Source organism: Ruegeria sp. BA2, from assembly GCF_056539605.1.
On record NZ_JBQFVE010000005.1, the window covers coordinates 34,169 to 48,488 of the forward strand.

15 protein-coding genes are annotated in these 14,320 nt (G+C 55.4%); 5 read left to right on the top strand and 10 right to left on the bottom strand.

Annotated elements, in window-relative coordinates; all coding sequences use genetic code 11:
• Nucleotides 1–68: 68 nt before the first annotated feature.
• Nucleotides 69–989 (top strand): LysR substrate-binding domain-containing protein, encoded by a 921-nt coding sequence (locus tag ACR0NN_RS12405; RefSeq protein WP_170723849.1) that lies wholly within the window; start codon nt 69–71, stop codon nt 987–989.
• A gap of 421 nt (nt 990–1,410) precedes the next feature.
• Nucleotides 1,411–2,778: a dipeptidase gene (locus ACR0NN_RS12410; RefSeq protein WP_170723850.1), complete on the top strand. Its 1,368-nt coding sequence runs from the start codon at nt 1,411–1,413 to the stop codon at nt 2,776–2,778.
• A 17-nt stretch (nt 2,779–2,795) separates the two neighbouring features.
• Here ACR0NN_RS12410 and ACR0NN_RS12415 read toward each other — a convergent pair whose 3' ends face one another.
• The gene (locus tag ACR0NN_RS12415) at nt 2,796–3,623 is read right to left on the bottom strand and encodes a LysR family transcriptional regulator (protein WP_170723851.1); all 828 of its coding nucleotides are present in this window, start codon (nt 3,621–3,623) and stop codon (nt 2,796–2,798) included.
• 81 nt (nt 3,624–3,704) lie between these two features.
• Here ACR0NN_RS12415 and ACR0NN_RS12420 point away from each other — a divergent pair, with 81 nt between their 5' ends.
• Nucleotides 3,705–4,691 carry an aldo/keto reductase gene (locus ACR0NN_RS12420; protein ID WP_170723852.1) on the top strand — a complete coding sequence of 329 codons (987 nt, stop codon included), beginning with the start codon at nt 3,705–3,707 and terminating at the stop codon, nt 4,689–4,691.
• Nucleotides 4,692–4,782: 91 nt separating this feature from the next.
• On the opposite strand, the gene ACR0NN_RS12425 is transcribed toward ACR0NN_RS12420, so the two are convergent.
• Nucleotides 4,783–4,989 carry a helix-turn-helix domain-containing protein gene (locus ACR0NN_RS12425; protein ID WP_480684789.1) on the bottom strand — a complete coding sequence of 69 codons (207 nt, stop codon included), beginning with the start codon at nt 4,987–4,989 and terminating at the stop codon, nt 4,783–4,785.
• Nucleotides 4,990–5,012: 23 nt separating this feature from the next.
• Here ACR0NN_RS12425 and ACR0NN_RS12430 point away from each other — a divergent pair, with 23 nt between their 5' ends.
• Nucleotides 5,013–5,633, top strand: a complete 621-nt coding sequence (locus ACR0NN_RS12430) for an SDR family NAD(P)-dependent oxidoreductase (RefSeq protein WP_480684897.1) — start codon at nt 5,013–5,015, stop codon at nt 5,631–5,633.
• Between the two features lie 315 nt (nt 5,634–5,948).
• On the opposite strand, the gene ACR0NN_RS12435 is transcribed toward ACR0NN_RS12430, so the two are convergent.
• Nucleotides 5,949–7,115, bottom strand: a complete 1,167-nt coding sequence (locus ACR0NN_RS12435) for a 4Fe-4S double cluster binding domain-containing protein (protein ID WP_170723854.1) — start codon at nt 7,113–7,115, stop codon at nt 5,949–5,951.
• Between the two features lie 101 nt (nt 7,116–7,216).
• On the opposite strand from ACR0NN_RS12435, the gene ACR0NN_RS12440 reads away from it, so the two are divergent.
• Nucleotides 7,217–7,705: a GNAT family N-acetyltransferase gene (locus tag ACR0NN_RS12440; protein ID WP_170723855.1), complete on the top strand. Its 489-nt coding sequence runs from the start codon at nt 7,217–7,219 to the stop codon at nt 7,703–7,705.
• 8 nt (nt 7,706–7,713) lie between these two features.
• Here ACR0NN_RS12440 and ACR0NN_RS12445 read toward each other — a convergent pair whose 3' ends face one another.
• From ACR0NN_RS12445 to ACR0NN_RS12475, 7 genes are read right to left on the bottom strand one after another with little or no spacing between them, the layout of a single operon-like run.
• Nucleotides 7,714–8,745, bottom strand: a complete 1,032-nt coding sequence (locus tag ACR0NN_RS12445) for an ABC transporter ATP-binding protein (RefSeq protein WP_170723856.1) — start codon at nt 8,743–8,745, stop codon at nt 7,714–7,716.
• Nucleotides 8,745–9,530 carry an ABC transporter permease gene (locus ACR0NN_RS12450; RefSeq protein ID WP_170723857.1) on the bottom strand — a complete coding sequence of 262 codons (786 nt, stop codon included), beginning with the start codon at nt 9,528–9,530 and terminating at the stop codon, nt 8,745–8,747. The genes ACR0NN_RS12445 and ACR0NN_RS12450 overlap by 1 nt, the downstream gene beginning before the upstream one ends.
• Nucleotides 9,527–10,390, bottom strand: coding sequence for an ABC transporter permease (locus ACR0NN_RS12455; RefSeq protein ID WP_170723858.1), 864 nt, complete (start codon nt 10,388–10,390; stop codon nt 9,527–9,529). The genes ACR0NN_RS12450 and ACR0NN_RS12455 overlap by 4 nt, the downstream gene beginning before the upstream one ends.
• Nucleotides 10,391–10,418: 28 nt before the next feature.
• On the bottom strand, nt 10,419–11,459 hold the full coding sequence (locus ACR0NN_RS12460) for an extracellular solute-binding protein (protein WP_170723859.1): 1,041 nt from the start codon (nt 11,457–11,459) through the stop codon (nt 10,419–10,421).
• 41 nt (nt 11,460–11,500) lie between these two features.
• Entirely contained in the window at nt 11,501–12,433 is a 933-nt protein-coding gene (locus tag ACR0NN_RS12465; protein ID WP_170723860.1) for a PfkB family carbohydrate kinase, read from the bottom strand.
• Nucleotides 12,430–13,455, bottom strand: coding sequence for an ADP-ribosylglycohydrolase family protein (locus ACR0NN_RS12470; RefSeq protein WP_170723861.1), 1,026 nt, complete (start codon nt 13,453–13,455; stop codon nt 12,430–12,432). The genes ACR0NN_RS12465 and ACR0NN_RS12470 overlap by 4 nt, the downstream gene beginning before the upstream one ends.
• 5 nt (nt 13,456–13,460) lie before the next feature.
• Complete coding sequence (locus tag ACR0NN_RS12475; protein WP_480684792.1) at nt 13,461–14,198, bottom strand: GntR family transcriptional regulator; 738 nt, start codon at nt 14,196–14,198, stop codon at nt 13,461–13,463.
• Between the last annotated feature and the right edge of the window lie 122 nt (nt 14,199–14,320).

Genomic DNA, 14,320 nt, shown 5'->3' on the forward strand with positions numbered 1-14,320 from the left:
TAATTTTTGAGAAAAACATAACATTACATTATAAACCTACAAAGCAAACAACGAACCAAGTTTAAAGCATGAGTCAAACTTTGAGGATCCGCCAATTGGAAGCGCTCATGGCAGTTTCTACAAATGGGTCGGTCACTGCCGCAGCTACGGATCTTGGGATAAGCCAGCCTGCGGTCAGCCGACTGCTTTCTGATCTGGAAAAATCGCTTGGCTTTCAACTTTTTGATCGCCGTGAAGGTCGCTTAGTACCTTCACAGGAGGTGCGTTATCTGCAACCCAGCGTAGAGCGTGTTTTGGAACTGATGAAACAAATCTCGGATGTCAGTCAGGACATAACGCAACGCAAAGCGGGACACATCCGCATCGCATGTTTGCCTGGGTTCGCCACCAGTCACCTTCCCAACGTCATCGCCAAGTTTTTAGAAGATCGGCCAGGTGTAACAATGACGATCGAACCAGACAGACCGGAACGCATCCTCGAGTGGATGATCGGTGAGCAATATGATTTCGGAATCACAGATAGTTTTAACGGGCATCCGGCCGTCGAAAGCAGAGACGTCGATGTCCGTACAGTTTGCGTGTTTCCTACCGGGCATGAGTTGGAAGAACTCTCCGAGGTGTCACCTAGGGATCTTGCGAATGCCAAGATTATTCACACAAGGCGCGACAGTGACTTTTTTGGACAGCTTTCAAAAGCGTTTCAAAATGCCAACGTCAAACTGAATTCCCACATCGAAGTCAGACAGTTCACGGCGGCTTGTGAGTTGGTTGTAAAAGGTGTCGGAATTTCCGTGGTCAGCGAGTTGGACGCCGTCCAATATGCAGACGACGGATTGAGCTACCGACCCTTCAAACCGCTCTTGTCACATACGCTTTCCCTTGTGCGTCCGATTTTGAAGCACCCGTCATTGGTGACGCTAGAGTTCATCGAGCAGTTCCAAGAGAGTCTAGCCCCGTTCAAGGCAGGCAAACTCCATCACGGATCGTAGGGCGGCAAACGCCAATGTTCGCTGCCAGCTAGCCGTACATTTTCGATCTTTATAGCTTGAAACCAATACTTGAGCATTTGGAGTGGCTCCCGAGATCGATCTCAGATTAACAGTCAAAAACGGCGAAAAGCCGAGTGGTTCTGCAATTGAGCATGGATGATTTAGTTCCTAATCCTAGGGCACTTTAGCGCCCGCTTTGATCGCGATCTGCGAGTTCGAACAAGCCCAGACTATGCGACCGCAGCGAATGGCAGCAATGGGGAAATAACGCAGCATTCCTAAGTGTGGATGAACGTGCGGGATGGGCCCACCTAGTATCGCCAGTCTATTTCGGGTTGTTACGAATATTAGGTGTCTTCCGTAGGCTTGCAGGCCACGCCCAGTTTCGTATGTTAAGCGCCAACCTCAGTTAGGACATGGAATGAGCTGGACCGAATATCTTGACATAAACCAATCGCGTTTTGTCGAAGAGCTTTGCGACTTCATTCGTATTCCATCGGTTTCAGCCAAACCCGAAAACGCGGGCGATGTTCGAAAGGCCGGGCAGTGGGTCGTTGATCGGTTGGTCGCGGCGGGAATGGAAAACGTTGAGATGATGGAGACAGCAGGACATCCGGTGGTCTGTGCTGATTGGCTGCATGCCGGATCCGATGCGCCTACAATCCTGATATATGGCCATTTTGACGTGCAACCTGCCGAGCCCTTCGATCTCTGGTCATCACCTCCGTTCGAGCCGACGATCCGTGGAGATCGGATTTACGGGCGCGGGGCGACCGACGACAAGGGTGCAATGTTCATCCCGATCCTTGCCGCTGAGGCTTTGTTGGCAGATACCGGAAAACTGCCAATCAATGTGCGGTTCTTCTTTGAGGGCCAGGAAGAGATTGGATCCCCCGACTTGCCGCCTTTTATAGAGGCGAATCTCGACCGGCTGCATGCTGATATGATCTTTTCCGCCGATGGCAGTCAGTGGGATACCAAAACGCCGCAACTGGTTCTGGGTCTGAAGGGGCTTACTTCGCTTGAGATCTCGGTTCAAGGCGCGAAATCCGATCTGCACTCTGGTATGCATGGCGGCGGTGTCGCTAACCCCGCGATGGCGTTGGCCCAGCTGTTGGCGAGCATGAAATCTACCGATGGACGTATCACGGTGGACGGCTTCTATGACGATGTTGTCGAATTGACGGATGAGGACCGCGCTGCAATTGCAAGGGTGCCATGGGACGAAGCAGCCTATCTTACCCAGACAGGCGCCCCGGCAACGCTGGGTGAGCCAGGATACACAACGCGCGAAAATCTCTGGGCCCGTCCAACGCTAGAGGTCAATGGCCTGACCAGCGGTTGGCAAGGTGAAGGCACAAAGACCGTTTTGCCCGCAATTGCCTCGGCCAAGATCACATGTCGCTTGGTCGCCAATCAAAATCCCGAAAAGGTCTTTGATCTGATCTCCGCCCATGTCGAGGCTCACTGCCCTCCGGGTGTGACCGCTCAGGTATCGCGCAACCCTGGCCGCGCGGACCCGTTCCTTGTACCGGCCGGACACAACGCAACTGCCATCGCGGGTCAGGTTCTCGAAGAGGTTTATGGCAAGCCCGCGTACAAAACCCGAGTTGGGGGCTCGATCCCTGTGATGTCGACCTTGCTGGACGAGCTGGGTTTGCACGCCGTCATGTTCGCGTTCGGACATGAGGATGAAAACCAACATGCCCCGGACGAGTTCTTTCGTCTGCCAACCTTCCGGCGCGGGCAGACAGCCTATGCCCGGTTGATGGAACGGTTGGGAGAATAGACATCTGCAGCCTCCGTTCACCCGTTTTCACAAGCTTCCGACATCACGGCTTGGGCGCGGTCAATGACATGCCGCACCTCTGCAAGAAACCGGTCTTCATGATGCGTGACCAACCACTGGTCATGCTCCAGATCATCGATCAGAGGTGACACAGGTTTAAGGCCCTGTTGCGTGTTTCCGATGAAGGTGGGCAGAACCGCGCGAGCCAATCCTGCTTTTGCAAGCTCCAGCGCATTTTGCGGCGCCGTCACTTCGATGGCGTCGTCGTTTTGCGAATGCGTCCTCAGCCATTTTGCGGAAGGCGTGTTGGCCATAACCCGCGCCCAGTTCGAAACGCTGTCATCCGTAGCATAGACCGCAAATCGAACCCGCCCGATCTTGCGACCCGCCAGACCGATCTCTTCTGGTCGGTGGTTTCGAATGCCGATCGCGGCTTCCCGGTGTCCGATCTTCAACACCTCTTCTGACGAGATGAACCGCAACCGAACCGGCATTGACCCCTTAAGTTTACCGACCGCACCGATCAAAACCTTGGTTACCCATGTTCCAGCTGAAATTTTTACTAACGGCGGTGCAGTGGCAAGGCTGCTTTCGGTGACGGGCAGGACGCGCGCTTCGATGCTTTCGACCTTCTTCAAAAGCGCTTGCCCATCTTCAGTCAGGTCATACCCTCGCGGTTTGCGGTGAAACAACTCGCTTCCCAGATTGCGCTCAAGCTCGATCATGCGTCGTCCCAGGGTGGGGGCGCTCTTGCCAGTCTGATCAGCTGCTGGCCCAAGCCCACCCGCTCTGGCAACCGCAAGGAAAAGCCGCAGGTTATCCCAGTCAAAGTTACTTTCATGCATGAAACAAAGATTACACTCTGTGTTGTTGATGAAAAGACTGTGATGGCGTTTTTTCCTGAGGATCAGTTAGGAGGCCCACAGATGAACTTTCTCGAAACCGAAGTCTCACCCCTTGGCATGGGATGCTGGCCGATCGGCGGCAAGATGTATTGGGGCGATCAGTCGCTGGGATACACACGATCAGATGACGGAAGCTCCATTCGCACGATCCACGCCGCTCTGGATGGTGGGATTACATTGTTTGACACCGCTGCCGCCTATGGTGCCGGGCATTCGGAACGTTTGTTGGGCAAAGCGTTAAAGCACCGGCCCGAAGCCCTAGTTGTCACAAAGATTGGGGTTGGGATCGATGAGGCAAGCAAGCAGATCTCGTTTGACCCTTTCACCCCGGACCAGGTTGGCCCTGCTTTAGACGGGTGCCTGTCGCGGCTGGGAAGGGATCGGATCGATCTCTTGCTGTTACATGTGAACGATATGCGAGTTGCCCAGGCCGAGGCGGTGTTTGACGAACTAGACCGGTTTAAAGAGGCCGGCAAGTTGCGCGCTTATGGTTGGAGCACCGACCATTCACAAAACGCCCGGGCGGCCTCAATCCGAGATGGTTTTGAGGCGGTAGAATACGTGTTGAACGTCTTTTTCGATGCGCCCCGCATGCAACAGGTTGTCCAAGAGAAAGGGCTATTATCCCTCATCCGCTCACCTCTTGCGATGGGGTTACTCTCGGGCAAGTACGATCAGAACAGTATCATGGCGCCGGACGATGTGCGCGCATCCGGCGAAAGCTGGATGGAGTACTACAAGGATGGAAGGGTAAACCCTGATTTCATGCAAAAACTCGAAGCGGTTCGGGATTTGCTGACCACAAATGGTCGAACGCTTGTGCAGGGGGCTCTCGGGTGGATATGGGGCCAATCTGAAACATACGTACCGATTCCAGGCGCTCGGACAGAAGAACAAATTGAAGGCATTTCAGGAGCGCTGACTTTTGGTGCTTTGCCGGTTGAAGTAATGAACGAAATAGAAAACTTGATCACGCGCGCGCGCAACGAGCCAGACCGCCCCAGGTAAATTTGAGAACTGTATCAAAACTGTGCCCTTGCAGCGAACGTCGGCAACCCGGGCTGCTACCGCGGCATTTCAGCTTGCTGTTCAAGGTCTGCTACCGGTGGATCAACCCTTCGGCGTGCATCATCTGGTCTCGGGTTTCGACTAGATGGTTCAAGACCTCCGACAGATGAAGGATCATATCCGGGCTGGGCCAAGACCGCCCGGTTTCAAGAAAGGAGATGTGGCGCGCGCTGACCTCGGCTTCGATCGCCAGGTCCAGCTGGCTCATCCTGCGTTGCTTTCGCCACTCTTTCAGCATACTGGAATATCTGCAACGCAGCGATCGCACAGGTGCCCACGCAGCAATTCACCAAGGACGGCCATGAGAGTATGCTGGGTACAAACCATTATGGCCTCTTCTTGCTGTGCGGATTGCTTTTTGAGCGGATCGACGCCTCGAATGGTCGGATCGTTGTGGTCAGTAGTCTGGGCTGCAATATGGGCACTAAAACGATCCAGTTTGAAGACATGAACTGGGATCAGAATTATCATCAGAACCGGACCTATTGTCAGAGCAAGCTGGCACAAAAGATGTTTGCCTATGAGTTGCAGGATCGGCTGGAGGCGGTGGGTAGAGCCAACGTCGAGGTCTATGTCTGCTATCCCGGTGCCTCGCGGACATCCCTTGTCACGACCAGCGGAAACCGAGCGACGCGGATCATATTCGGCTTCATGTCGCTTTTACCGATCATGCAATCGGCCGAAAAGGGGTCCTGGCCAGAAGTCATGTGCGCGACCGAGTACGGTTTGGAACAGCTTGCGCTTTTTGAACCAACCGGCCTTATGGAATTCGTGGGCCCGGTTGGCAAAGGTACACTGCATGCTCATGCTTACGACAATGCGGTCATGACAAAACTGTGGGACGTTTCGGAAGAAGCGACAGGATTCACTTGGCAATTATGATTGCAAATTGAACATGGTGCGTCTCATCGTTCATCTCATCAGAGATTGAAGGCAACTCTGATCAGTTGAACTGCAAACACTGAGAACCCCTGCGACGTGTCTCAACGAATTGTAGTAGTCGGACCTTGGTTTGATCAAAACTCAGAATGATCAAAGTAAATCTGAGCCCACCGAGCACTTCCTGTCAGGTGTCATGGAGAAGTCGTGCGAATAAATCCAAATGCGTGAAGTGCCTATCATATCAGGTCGCTTCCGGTAGGCCCAACAAGCGGCGCATACATGGTTCTATGTCCGAAACATCTACCCGGTTCGCGATCAAGGTCTATTCCACCAATCAGCTGGATTTGTGCGTTTTCCGCGGTTGCGATCAAGCCAGAGGGCGAATTTGCGAAATGGTGAGAGAGCCAGCTTTAACCAGATACGGTGACGCCACGTCGAAAAATCGCGGTTGAATGGACAGACGCGCATGCAAATCGCGCAGTCAGATGACAGTTTGGCCCAAAATCCAAAACACTTTGCAGCGTCAGAGGTCCACTTACGCACGCCTTTGATGGCCGAAGGATCATCGGTCGTTTCTGGTGGACCGTAGGGGAGCGCTTTGACAGGACAGGCATCGGCGCATTTGGTGCAGATGTCGCAAAACGCACGGACGCCCAAGGGTTTAGATGCATCATGGGCCAGCGGGAGGTTGGTAAACACCTTCGAGAACCGCAAACGCGGACCGAATTCCGGTGTTATCACCATCTGGTTACGGGCATATTCGCCCAATCCCGCCTTGATCGCATAGGGGATCACAAGGCCGGTGTCGTTCATCGAAGCCGTGGCCTCATAGCCCAAATTCCTGATATAGGCTGCAAGCTGCATAACTATGCTGGCTTCGTGGGAATATTCACGCCCGGTGGCGGCCCCTGCCAGGGCAGAGGGATAGGTGGCGACGAGGTCCTCATCCATCTGATGGCCCATCACAATGACCGATGTCATGCCTTCTGGCAGGTCATTGGGCGCGTCCGAGAAATCCCGGGTGTCCACGCGGGTGGCATAGAGCCAGCGTGTGTCCAGATCCGTGATGCCGCAAAGATCCGCCCCAAAGAATTTTGCGATGCGTTTGATTTCATTTGCCATCGCAACAGGATCGTCGACCTCTTGCTGCGTTGGGGCGACCGGTGTGTCGTTGTTGATAGGTGCTTGAAAGCCCTCGCGTCTGCCGGTTTCGCCCCCGCGTTCCGAGATCAAATCTGAAATCAGCCAAGCCGCATTTCTGAGCGCAAAGTCGCGTTGGGTGAAACCGTCACCACGCCTGGGGGTCGCCTCCATCCGGTATGAGGCAAAGAAAGCGTCGGTTTGTTTGGTGCGAATTCGTTCATCCCAGAATGCTCGGGTAAAAATGTCATTGCGCTGTTGAAAGCGTTCAAAGTCATCCGTGACCTCAATTCCTGCGTCAGAGTCGTCGGGTCTTTGGGGGTGGTTGGAAGGATAGTTCATAGCGGGACGATGCGGTGAGGCGGGGCGGTTGTCAAAGGGTGTCGGGCGCAAATATCTGACGATATGTGCCCCATACCTCCGTTATTTTGCTATTGTTCGCCATGACGTCTTCAAATCGATACGCATTTCGCAAAGTAACACCGGCGGATTTTGAGATGATGTCGGTTTGGCAGTCCCGCCCGCATGTTCGTGAGTGGTGGGATTCCGATGAGCCGAGCACGGTCAAGGAATTAGAGGACAGGCGTGTTGAACGGTGGATCGTGTCACTTGCGGAACGCCCCTTCGCCTATATTCAAGACTACACCGTTCATGGCTGGGACGATCACCATTTTTATTCTCTGCCGCCGGGGTCTCGGGGGATCGATCAATTCATTGGTGAGCCCGACCTGATAGGGTGTGGGCATGGCCCGGCCTTTATTTCAGAGCACATCAATCGGTTATTTGTTGCCGGTGCCCCGGTTGTCGCGACTGATCCACATCCTGATAATGCGCGTGCGAATGCAGCGTATAAGAAGGCTGGTCTTGCTGCATTCGGTCCTGCGCGGCAAACCCCTTGGGGGCTGATATTGCCGATGAAGATCAGCCGATAGGATTTGTCTCACTCGTTCGGTACAACGATTGTGTGCTCGGGCTTCCAGCTCAGCCAAATCTGGCCACCTTCTGGTAAATCCGGGATGTCCTGATCGCGCGCGATGACCTTGAACGTGTTGTTGTTGTATTCCAGAACGCAGGTCGCCATTGCACCGGCGAAGATGCGACGCACCAAAGTTGCGGGGAGTTTTGATATCTCGTCGCCGTCAGGTTCTGAGTTTGATATGCTCATGTTCTCGGGTCTTACGGCCAAGGTCGATTGCGGAGTGGCGCCATTTGGCAGCTTGATGCTCGCGCCTTCGGCGGCCAGTTGTCCGGTCAGGATATTGGCTTCTCCCAGGAATTCGGCGGTGAAGACGTCGACAGGATTATTGTAAACCTCGCGTGGCGGGCCGGCCTGAATCATGGTGCCTTGTCTGAGGATGCCGATCTTGTCTGACAAAGTCAGCGCCTCTTCCTGATCGTGGGTCACAAAGATCGTAGTAATGCCAATCTCGCGCTGAATGCGCTTCAACTCGATCTGCATGTCGATGCGCAAGGATTTGTCCAAGGCGGACAAAGGTTCGTCCAGTAGAAGCACTTTTGGATTCGTGACAATTGCGCGCGCCAAAGCAACCCGCTGTCGCTGGCCGCCGGACAGCTGGTGGGGCTTGCGGTCACCAAGGTGCCCAAGTTGAACCAATTCCAGCGCTTCGCCGACGCCGCGGCGTTCCTCAGCTGCGCCCACTTTTCGCACGCGCAAGCCAAAGCCCACATTGTCGGCGACGGTCATGTTCGGAAACAGTGCATAGTTCTGAAACATCATCCCGATGTCGCGCTTTTCTACGGGAACGTGTTCGACCGACTGATCCCCAATGTGGATCGAGCCGCTATCCGCAAAAATAAAGCCCGCAATGGCGCGCAGCAACGTCGTCTTACCGCTACCCGATGGGCCGAGAAGCGCAAAAAATCCACCATCCGGGAAGTGCATTGTGACGTCGTTCAACGCCTTGAGCGTCCCAAAGGTTTTGGTGACGTTTTGAACAGAAACATCAGCCATCAGCGTTCTCCTCCGAAGTTTGAGAACCGGGCCGCAAACAGCATCACGGCCATCGAGATTACGATGATAATTGTCGAGATCGCGTTGATTTCCGGTGTAAAGCCTTTGCGGATCGACGTGTAAATCAACACAGGCAACGTGCTGTCTCCGGGTTCGGAGAGAAAGTAGGATACGACGAACTGATCAAAGCTGACCGCAAAGGCAAACAGCGCACCCGCGATAATCCCCGAGGCGATCCAGGGTAGGGTGACGCGGCGTGTCACGGTCCAGCTGTCGGCCCCCATGGATCGTGCGGCCTCCTCCAACGTAGGATCAAATGTGGCCAAGCGGGCGCTGACGACAACGATCACGTAAGGCAGGGCCAGGGCGACATGGCCGATCAGAACCGAAGGCGTTCCGCGGCCAAGTCCGACGCCATAAAAGAAGATCAGCATTGCCGTGCCGGTGATCAGCCATGGAATTGCGATCGGCGGGAACAGCATCACTTGCAGGAACCGCTTGCCGCGAAACTCGAACCGGAACAGGGCCAGCGAGGCGGCTGTGCCCAAGATTGTGGCAATAATCGTTGTGGCTAGGGCGATCAGGACCGAGCGGGTGGCCGCATTCAGGATTTCGGTATTCTGGCCCAGTTTTTCGTACCATTTCAGCGAAAACTCAAAGGGCAGTTGATAATATTGGGATGCATTGAAGGACATGAAAGCCATGACAATGATCGGCGCGTAGAGAAAGAACAGGATCAACCCCAGCCAAATCTTGCCTGCTAAAACCAGATAGGAGTTCCTCATGTCTGCGCCCTCCGCAGTACAGGGCTTGCGGTTGCCAGGATCACCAAAACCACCGCTAGCAGAATGAAGGATAGCGCAGCCCCCAATGGCCAATTGAAAACGGCCACGAACTGATCCTCGATGACGGTGCCAAAGTAGGTTCCGACGCGTCCACCCAATATGCGTGGCTCCATGAATGAGCCGACGACGGGGACAAAAATCAGCACTGCACCTGCCAGAAGTCCCGGCAGGGACAGGGGCAGGATGATGCGCCACAGGATGGTCAGTTTGTTCGCGCCCATTGATCGGGCCGCGTCAATCAGATTGTCGTCGATGGCTTGTAGCGCCAGATAAGACGTCAGGATCACGTAGGGCAGGTACGAATGTACTAGGCCGATTACGATTGCAGGGGTCGAGAACATTAGGTTCACATCGACCTCGAATGGCAGGATCGCATTCAGGCCCAGCTCTAGCACCCCGTTTCCGCGCAAAACGATGGCCCAGGAGAAGATCCGGACCAGAGAATTGGACCAGAAGGGCAGGATGACCAGAAGGAACAGCGCTTCGCGTGACTTGCCCTTAATGGCCTTGGCCAGAACATAAGCGCAGGGAAAACCGACCAGCACGGAAATCACCGTCACAGTCAGGCCCAGTTTTATGGATTTCCACAGCAATGTCGCGTAGGTCGATGTTTGGAAAAAGGCCTGATAGTTCTCTGACGTATAATGCCATTCGGCATCGCCAAATGGCACGTCGGACAGAAAACTGAAGTAAAGCATCGCTGACAGCGGCAAGAAAATCGCCACCGTCAGCCAAATATAGGCCGGAGAAAGCAAGCTGACGATCTTTAGCCTGTCTTGCCGGGCGAGAATCGTTGACATGTCTGCTTTCTCCTTTGGGCGCTTACGCTTACTGGGCGGCTTTCAACCCTTGCCAAAGCTCAAGGTATTTTTCGCGGTTTTCATCGGAAACCGGGCGCTGGAACTGGACACGCGCTACAACGGCGGGATCCCCCAGAATGCGCTTGTTGAAGGCGTCATCAGGCAGCGCAGCGGCGGCTTTTGCGTTGGCCGAAGCCGGGGCACCGCTTTCGGCCCATTTCACATAGAATTCCGGATCGATCATCCAGTTGATAAAAGCGTGCGCTGCCTTTTTCTTGGTGGATGAGGTCGGGATGGAAAGGCCGTCCAACCAGCCGATTGCACCTTCATCCGGCACGATGAACTGTACCGGCAAACCGGACGCCATTGATCGGCTGGCAGAACCGGACCAGAAGGTAGCTACATCCAGATCACCCGCGGCCATGAACTGGTTCCAGTCGTTTTCCGAGCCCCAATAGGTTTTGATCTGCGGCATCAGCTCGGCAAGCTTGGCCTCGATCGCATCGAGATCCTGAATGTCGTTTATGTTCTGACCTGTGGCAATTGCCGCGAATTGGACAGCTTCCAACGCGTCATCACGGATCGAGACCTTGCCTTCGTGCGCCGAGTCCCAGAACACTTCAATTGATGTCGGCATCTCGTTGAATTCGTTGGTGTTCACGGCAAACGATGTCAGGCCCCAGGTCCACGGCATTCCATGCAGCGCACCACCTGCATTGAGGTCCTGATTGGCGGCAAGGTTTTCGGGCACGTCACCAAAGTTTGCAACCAACGAACTGTCCACAGGTCCAATCAACCCCTCTGCCTGCGCCTGCGGAGTGAAGGCCGCATTGATCAGAACTACGTCATAGGCACCAGGGTTGGTCCGCAGTTTGGTCAGCATCTCTTGTTCTGAATTGAAGTATTCATGAACGACAGTGTGGCCGGTGGCTTCGGTAAAGGCGGCGATGGCCCAATCTTCGTCGGTGCCATAGCCTTGCCAGTTGAGAACTCGGATCTCGTCGGCCAGAACGGCCGCGCCCGTTGTTGTCAGGGCAACAGTGGTTGCCAAAAGGATATGTTTGTTCATCGTGATCTCCCGGTTGAATGGTCTTTAGCTTTGGTTCTCGATCAACCTGCCTCTTTTTTGTTTAGGGCCTCTGCCACGACCGCATGGGTCGGGGCCGTTGCCGGCCCTTGTTGTGTCGTTGACAACGCCGCCGCGACGTTTGCGTAAGTGATGGCTTCTTTTGGGGGGTCTCCGTGCGCCAATCGCGCGATGAAACTGCCGATATGAGCGTCCCCGGCGCCATTGGTGTCCACCGCCTGAACGCGGTAAGGCGGGATATGATGAAGGGCATCGGGCAGCGCCAGAATGCAGCCTTCTTCCCCCAGCCGTACCACCGCACCGCCTTCACGGGGGCGCGTGGCAGCAAGCGCTTTGGCAGCGGCAACAGGGTCCGTGTGACCTGACAGAACGGCCGCTTCGCACGCATTTGCGCTAACCCAAGTGGCTCGTTTCAGCGCTGTTTGCAGCATTTCACGAGGGAGAGAGGCGACAATGGGTGAGGGGTCAAAAACCAGATTTTTGATGCCCTCGACTGCAGACAGCCACTGGCACAACGCATCCCGCGAGCCGGGATAGTGCAGCGCGTAGCCCGACAACAACGTCCAGTCGAACTCGGCAAAGCTGATCTGCGCGAGGTCCTCGGCAGTAACGTGCCCTTCGGCACCGTCGCTGGCCACAAATGTCCTCTCACCCCGGGGGTCGATCATCACGGTACAGCAGCCCTGATCGCGCGTCAGGTCCTGCGACCGCAGAAAAGGGATACCTTCGGTGTTAAGACCTTCGCGCACGATCTTGGCAAAGGGGCCAGACCCGATCGAGCCACCATAGAACACCATCATGCCGGCGCGCTTTGCGGCCACCATGGCGTTAAACCCGCCCCCGGGTGTGATTGAAAAACCTTTGACGATGGCTTCTTCGCCTGCCGCAGGAACAGCTTCGACCTGATAGAGCAGGTCAGCCACAACACCCGACATTTGCAAAAGTCGGTTCGTCATCGCGCGACCCTCATCTTTTTCTCAGACGAGTCCCGAAGCGAAAGCAACTGTTCCGCAATCGCTTCGATGGGCAAGGAGTTGGCAGCACGAACCGGCGCAAGTACAGCGGGCGCTATGGCCTCTATTCCTGTGCAGGCTCCGGTCATTGCACCGGCAATCGCACCGATTGTATCGGTGTCGTCACCGATATTGGCCGCGATCCGGGCGGCTTTCCAGACATCGCCTGCCGCCATCCGTGCGATGCCAAATGCCGCCGGAACAGATTCAAACGAGGCGACCGAAGTTCCGACAGCTTGTGCAAAGTCAGCCTCGGGCAGGCCTTGATCGGCCAGGTCCAGCGCATCTGATATCCGGCGACGCATTTTTGCCTCGCCTACCGGATAGCCGCGTTTCTGTCCTTGTTCTGCCGCGTCCAACGCCGGGCCGAGCGCCGCTTCGAAATCAAACCCATCCACGCCACAGCTGACAACCGTGGCAACAGCCGCGGCCGCCGCGATGGCCTCGCCCGTGTTGTGCGTCATTCGGCAGGCCAGTTCCACGCGGTCCAAAAAATCGGACATGGGTTCACATCTGCACGCGACCCCAACCGGCGTTATTCGCATCGCGGCACCATTCGTCGTACCGTTTCGCCCTGTTTCGCTGGCAGGCTCTCCGTTCAACATCGCTGCCAGGGCTGCTTTGGAGGACGGACCCAAAAGATCGCGCAAGCCCCGCGCATGAACGTCGCGTTCCCAATCCAAAAGGTCTTGGGCCCACTGGGCCTCATCGAACTCATCGCCGTCTTTTACAAGCCGCTGGGCCAACAGAATTGCCTGCTCGGTGTCATCTGTAACTTGCGCCGCCTGAAGGCCATGTGAAACTGGATGGTCAGGGAATGGCGCAACATAGGTTGTGATCTCGCCATAGTGTTGCACGATTTCAGGGCGCGACAGAGTTTGCGACGGCATTCCCAATGCGTCCCCGATGGCCATTCCCGCAAGGGCACCAGAAGCGCGATCATATGCTAGGTCCCGGGCGGTCACGTTCGTCAAAACTCCATGTGCAGACCAAACAGGTCCGGGTCCAGAATGCTCTCGACAAATTCCAGCGCGTCCCCGTCTGCCGAGCGTGTCAGCCGGCACAACCGCAACATCGGTTCCCCCGCCACGCGACCCATCAATGCAGCGTCCTCAGCGCTCAGGGCGGGTAACACGCGTGCCCATTCGCTGCCGCCGTTTACGACCAATCCGCGAATGCGAAGCGTTTCGGTCAAAGACCCGTTTTCCAGACCTGTGTCGATGATTTCGGAAAATTCCGAACGCCAGGGGACTCGGCTGCGTTCCAGCGAGACACCCTGACCGGTGTTTACCCGAAACCGCAAACGATCAACCATCAGGACATCGTTGCCAACAGTTTCAGGCGCGTCCGCAAGATCCATTTCTCCGCGTGCGAGTCGTAAAATTCGCGTGCCAAGCTCTGTCTCGCCTGAGGACAGCGCAACGCTCCATCCCTTGCGATCATCGATTGTTTTGCCCCCGAAGGTAACGAACGACCCGATGCCGCGCCGGGTGGTGATCAGGCCTTTGCGGCTGAGGATGTCCAGGCTTTTCCGTATTGTATTTCTGCTGACCGAGAACCGCTTGACCAGCGCGTTCTCACTGGCCAGCGGGGCACCCGTGTCCAATCCGCCTGACCGGATCTCTTGCTCAAGCTCAAGCGCGATCCTGACGGATTTCGGCGCGCCGATCCGATCAGTGCTTGTTACCTCATGTTCAGACATGTTCATGCTTGTACCTTATCCCGATTCGCCCATCTGTCAACTCGGGCGCTTGGGGACTTGGTTCGGGTCCCCCTGCGATCCATATCCAGCCGCGAATGTTCACGGGACAGTTTTGTTGACTTTGGTAA

Bases quoted from the DNA above. Each gene is read 5' to 3' on its own strand.
- ACR0NN_RS12405 (WP_170723849.1), top strand. From the start codon at position 69: ATGAGTCAAACTTTGAGGATCCGCCAATTGGAAGCGCTCATGGCAGTT.
- ACR0NN_RS12460 (WP_170723859.1), bottom strand. From the start codon at position 11,459: ATGAACAAACATATCCTTTTGGCAACCACTGTTGCCCTGACAACAACG.
- ACR0NN_RS12465 (WP_170723860.1), bottom strand. From the start codon at position 12,433: ATGACGAACCGACTTTTGCAAATGTCGGGTGTTGTGGCTGACCTGCTC.
- ACR0NN_RS12435 (WP_170723854.1), bottom strand. From the start codon at position 7,115: ATGAACTATCCTTCCAACCACCCCCAAAGACCCGACGACTCTGACGCA.
- ACR0NN_RS12455 (WP_170723858.1), bottom strand. From the start codon at position 10,390: ATGTCAACGATTCTCGCCCGGCAAGACAGGCTAAAGATCGTCAGCTTG.
- ACR0NN_RS12450 (WP_170723857.1), bottom strand. From the start codon at position 9,530: ATGAGGAACTCCTATCTGGTTTTAGCAGGCAAGATTTGGCTGGGGTTG.
- ACR0NN_RS12440 (WP_170723855.1), top strand. From the start codon at position 7,217: ATGACGTCTTCAAATCGATACGCATTTCGCAAAGTAACACCGGCGGAT.
- ACR0NN_RS12425 (WP_480684789.1), bottom strand. From the start codon at position 4,989: ATGCTGAAAGAGTGGCGAAAGCAACGCAGGATGAGCCAGCTGGACCTG.
- ACR0NN_RS12445 (WP_170723856.1), bottom strand. From the start codon at position 8,745: ATGGCTGATGTTTCTGTTCAAAACGTCACCAAAACCTTTGGGACGCTC.
- ACR0NN_RS12420 (WP_170723852.1), top strand. From the start codon at position 3,705: ATGAACTTTCTCGAAACCGAAGTCTCACCCCTTGGCATGGGATGCTGG.
- ACR0NN_RS12415 (WP_170723851.1), bottom strand. From the start codon at position 3,623: ATGCATGAAAGTAACTTTGACTGGGATAACCTGCGGCTTTTCCTTGCG.
- ACR0NN_RS12410 (WP_170723850.1), top strand. From the start codon at position 1,411: ATGAGCTGGACCGAATATCTTGACATAAACCAATCGCGTTTTGTCGAA.
- ACR0NN_RS12475 (WP_480684792.1), bottom strand. From the start codon at position 14,198: ATGAACATGTCTGAACATGAGGTAACAAGCACTGATCGGATCGGCGCG.